The following is a 5,074-nucleotide window of genomic DNA, read 5'->3' on the forward strand; positions in this document are numbered from 1 at the left end:
TTTTTCATCGAGACAAAACCGGAACATGATGATAGAAATGAGACTCTTTGGGTAATTCTTACGAGAACTACTTGGAGATTCTAAAAATTCAAACTAGCAAAAATTAACAATACACTGCAAATTCTGATTATTTCATATTTTTGCTAAATATTTTCTGGCACAAAAAAAGTCAGACATCAGCAGTAGAAATAATCATTAGATTTCTTGCAGAAGTTGGTAATATAGCAATCCTAGACTTTTTGATTTGTTAGGACCTATTTAGAATTGCTATAGAGAATAGGGAAGAAGGAAGATATTTTAGCGAAAAATATACGAAAAAATTTATGACTTTTACTTTTGGAAGAGGTCTATTAGAAGAAAAGTTTTAATAGTGCCCTTTGCGTATTAAAATCGTAATGCTTTTAGTACCGCCAATATAAATTATCAAATTAAAAATATGGGACGTAAAGTTTATGATGTTGTAATTTTTCCCTTAATTCTAGGAATGGGATTTGTTTTATCTATTGCTCCCAGCAGTAAAGCTCAGAAGCAAGTATCAAATAAAGGTATTAAGCAAACTGCCCAGATTTTAGAAAAAATAGAAGAGTATAACCCACTCAACCCACCTCCGCCAAAATCTCAACCACTTGCTAACTCAAATCAGGAAACCACAACTACAATCACAGAGGAAACTAAGGATACTTTAGGACAAATAGAACAATACAATCAACTCAACCAACCTTCAGAAATATCTCCCTCCTTAGAACGAATTAACTCTGTCAATCAACTTAGTGATGTCCTACCTACAGATTGGGCCTACAGTGCCCTCCAAGGATTAGCAGAACGTTACGGTTGTTTACTGGCCTCCCCAAATGCTACATTTAGTGGCAATAGAGCTATCAGTCGTTACGAATTTGCAGCAAATCTTAACGAATGTTTACAAGTTATTCAAAGTCTGATTCAAGAATTCGGTGAAGGTTATATTTCCCAAGAAGACTTAGCAAAAAGCCAAAGATTACAAGAAGATTTTGCCATCGAAATAGCTGACCTTAAGTCTCGCCTAAATGCTCTGGAAACTCGGACAGATATTCTAGAAGCTAATCAGTTTTCTACCACAACTTTGCTAAAAGGGCAAGTAACCATGGCTCTATATGATGCTTTTGGTAATGATGGTGAAGACGGAGCTACTGTGAGTGCTGATGACGTTCAGATGGCTTTTGGTCATGCCGTAACATTGAACTTCGATACCAGTTTTACAGGTCTAGACTTCCTAAGAACTAGACTAAGAGTAGGAGATTTACCAGGATTAAATACAGAATCAGCTCATACTTTCTTAAACGCAGGCTCTCCACCGGACAATATAGCGCGATTAACAGAAGTATACTATATTTTCCCTCTCAACACTAAAATGAGTCTTTATATTGGAGCTGCTGGACTTGACTTTGACTTAATGGCTCCTGCACTTAATCCTAGACTAATTAGTGGTAATACAGGAAGTCTTGCCTTGTATCCTGCTTACAACCCCACCATCTACATCCAAGTAGGGGGTGCTGGTTTGGGTTATAGTTATCAAATTAACCAGAATTTTAGGTTAGATTTAGCTTATCTTGGAGGTGGTCCTGGTGGTGGTACAGGAAGAGTAAACGACCCCAGAGAAGGTGGTGGAATTTTTAACGGTACAAATAGTGCTTATGCTCAGTTAACAGTCTCACCTACAGTAGATTTTGATTTTTCTTTTGCTTATGTAAGATCATATTATACAGCAGATTTAGTTAATGTATCAGGCTTTACAGGTAGTAGAAATGCTCAACGACCTTTTGGCAGAGTAGCAACTTCAGCAGACCATTTTGGATTCCAAACTAGCTATCGTTGGGCACCATTTACTTTTTCTGGTTGGGTTGGTTATAGTAATGCTGAAGCTGAAGCAGGCGATCGCGAAGGAGATGAAGCAGATATTTGGCATTGGGCAGTAACAGTAGCTATAGATGACTTAGTATTTGAAAATGGAATGTTAGGTCTTTCAGTTGGGCAACAACCGAAAGTAACAGATATTGATGGTGGAGAAGACGATCCAGATACTTCTATACAATTTCAAATTTTCTACAATTATAGAATTTCAAATAATATAGATTTAACGTCTGGTTTCTTTATTGAAACACAACCAGAGCATGATGATCGAAATGACCCAATTACAGTATTTGTAACTCGAGCTACTTGGAGATTCTAATTATTCAAAGGAGGAAAAATGAATAACAAACTAAAAATTTTGATTGCTTCATCCCTAGCATTCTTAGGGACTATTTTTCCACAAAAAATTAGTCAAGCACAAACAGAAGAAACCATCATTAGAAGAGAGTTGATCTATGTAGGAGTTAGAGGAGATTCTCCTTGGTTTGGCTATAGAGGTGATGACGGAAAATGGACGGGGTATTGTGTAGATATTGCCTATGCTTTAGCTGATCGTCTCAGTGCTAATCAACTCGACCCAATTAGGGTAAGATTAGTTACATCAACTACCCAAAGTCGTTGGGATATGGTAACAAGTGGTCAGGTAGATTTGGAGTGTGGTCCTAATACTATTAGTACTGAACGTGAAGCTAAGTATGGTGTTAGTTTTTCTTCACCTTTTTTTATTACAGCAACACAAATCTTAGTCAAAAAAGCAACCCAAGAAGAAGATTTTAAAGCGGGTAATGGGATAGTTGGTGTAGCTAAGAATACAACTAATGAAAGTGATATCAAGAAGAGTTATCCTGAAGAACAAGTTGATAATAAATATTTAAGTAGAGAACAAGGAGTAAAAGCTTTATTGGATGGTGAAATTAATGGATTTGCTAGTGATGGAACTCTTTTGTTAGGTTCATTATTTATATTGAACTCTGAGTTAGGGGCAGATTATAATTTAATCACTCCGCAGCAAAATGGGCGGCCATTTTGTGCGCGTTATGGCTTTATACTTCCTGGAGGGGAAGAAAATTCTAGTTGGAAAAGGTATGTTAATGACTTTCTTGCTAATGATAAAAAAGCTCAAAGAGTCAGAAAAAAATGGTTGGGCGATCTAAGTGAGAATAGTCAAAGAATTTATGATGCTTGTATTCAAGAATAGGGAGTTATTTCAGTCATCAGTTATCAGTTATCAGGTTGAGGGTGGGTTAGAAGTCAGGAGATTGAGTAGGGTGCGTTAGACGGCCACAATTTAAACTATGAAAGTTATTTAGNGTCAAAGAATTTATGATGCTTGTATTCAAGAATAGGGAGTTATTTCAGTCATCAGTTATCAGTTATCAGGTTGAGGGTGGGTTAGAAGTCAGGAGATTGAGTAGGGTGCGTTAGACGGCCACAATTTAAACTATGAAAGTTATTTAGGAATCCGTCATAACGCACCATTTGAGATTTATCTACAGAAATTTTGTCTATTAGGTGCATAGAAGTTCAAACCTGATATAGAAGCCATTTGGGATCTATTAGACATCTACAGATAAAGAGGGAGTAGGTAGGGACTTTGCATGCAACGTCCGTACAGAGTATGGAGTAGGGAACCCACTCCTAACCTATCTTGGGAGCGAGATAATTGATGATTTCTGTAGAGTAATTGATTTTAATTGTTATTATCGGATATATTTTTATTATGTACTTATATCAAATCCACTCGGGTTCGGTATAACAAAACTTTCATCTTCATATTAGCGTGTAAATCTTGATAAATTCTCTTTTCTCCTGAGGACTGACTCCTTTACAAAGATACACTCAGGGATTCTATAAAGAAATTAATTAATATAGAGAGAAAAAAGAAAACTCCTCTATAATTAACTTTGTATTTTTGACCGAATAATAATGAGTAAAATCAAACAAATATTGACGGGTATTGTGGCAGCCACCTCTGTGTGTGTATTGCCAAATCATTCAGTTAATGCAGCATCTCTGATTAATTTTGAACCTGTGGATGGTAAGTTTCCTGATGGAAGTTTAGCTGTAGATAATATGCCAATTACAAATCAGTTTTCATCCTTGGGTGTAACTTTTGGCATTGATCGTAACCTCGATGGTTTACCCGATGGTGGACTTTTCGCCAATTTAGAGGCGGTTGGCTCTTCAGATGCTGTATCAGGGNTGGAAGTTTAGCTGTAGATAATATGCCAATTACAAATCAGTTTTCATCCTTGGGTGTAACTTTTGGCATTGATCGTAACCTCGATGGTTTACCCGATGGTGGACTTTTCGCCAATTTAGAGGCGGTTGGCTCTTCAGATGCTGTATCAGGTTTTTTATCAACAATAGGAGGAGGATTTGATATAGCTGCTCCTGGTTTTGAAGAGAGGTTAGGTAGTTTTTTCCTTCGGGGAGTTAGCTCACTAGCTAATGGTGAATCTCTTCTAATTTCTTATACTTCTCCAACAAAAGCTGCATCGGCCGAAATTTGGGATATTGATGGGGAGCCAGCAAGAGGATTTGAACAATGGGAAGTTCAAGCACTGGGATCTGATTTATCTGTGATTGATTCTATTATCAGTCCTGTTGGTAATGATGCCTTAGAATCTTCTCCTTGGCTTTGGTCTTTTGACCGCCCAGAAAAAGATATTCATGCTATTCGTCTAGTCTATAGGGGAAATGCGACTGGTGTGGGACTTGCATTTGATAATTTTTCTCCACTGACAGTAGAAGGTTCTGAACCTGAACCTAATAGTTCAGTTCCCGAACCTACTTCTGCAATAGGTTTATTCGTATTTGGTACTTTTGCTTATCGTTTGAGGAAAGGTTGATAATTTAGGTGTGGGGTACACAGATAAAATCTGCCGATATGTAGGGGCGGGTTTCCCCGTTAAATTAATGAGTTTTCAACTAAAATTCGATCAACCCGCCCCCACACCAAGGATATAATATACATTCGATTTTCTGTGTCAGTTCAGTAGTAGACTGAGAAATCTAATGGGTGTGCGCTAGATTTTGGGGCGGGTTTATTTGATCTGATGCTTAAAGTTGTTAATTTTAATGTGGAACCCGCCCCTACAAAGGGGACTTTGAAGGCTTTCCCCTGCTTTTTAAAAGGAGCGGGGGGATCTAAAGAGAATTTCAAATAACATGATTAACCTACAGC

At 37.4% G+C, this 5,074-nt stretch carries 3 protein-coding genes; all 3 read left to right on the forward strand.

Annotation, left to right across the window (positions count from 1 at the left end; genetic code table 11):
- The first annotated feature begins 436 nt into the window (after window positions 1–436).
- Complete coding sequence (locus tag AFK68_RS11140) at window positions 437–2,206, forward strand: iron uptake porin (protein WP_094672789.1); 1,770 nt, start codon at window positions 437–439, stop codon at window positions 2,204–2,206.
- Window positions 2,207–2,224: 18 nt separating this feature from the next.
- Window positions 2,225–3,085 (forward strand): amino acid ABC transporter substrate-binding protein, encoded by an 861-nt coding sequence (locus AFK68_RS11145; RefSeq protein ID WP_094672791.1) that lies wholly within the window; start codon window positions 2,225–2,227, stop codon window positions 3,083–3,085.
- 728 nt (window positions 3,086–3,813) lie between these two features.
- The coding region (locus AFK68_RS11150; protein WP_210407350.1) for a hypothetical protein at window positions 3,814–4,089 on the forward strand (276 nt) is incomplete at its 3' end.
- Window positions 4,090–5,074 lie beyond the last annotated feature (985 nt).

The sequence above is a fragment of the Hydrocoleum sp. CS-953 genome (assembly GCF_002260545.1).
In the GTDB taxonomy this organism is placed as follows: Bacteria; Cyanobacteriota; Cyanobacteriia; order Cyanobacteriales; family Microcoleaceae; genus Trichodesmium.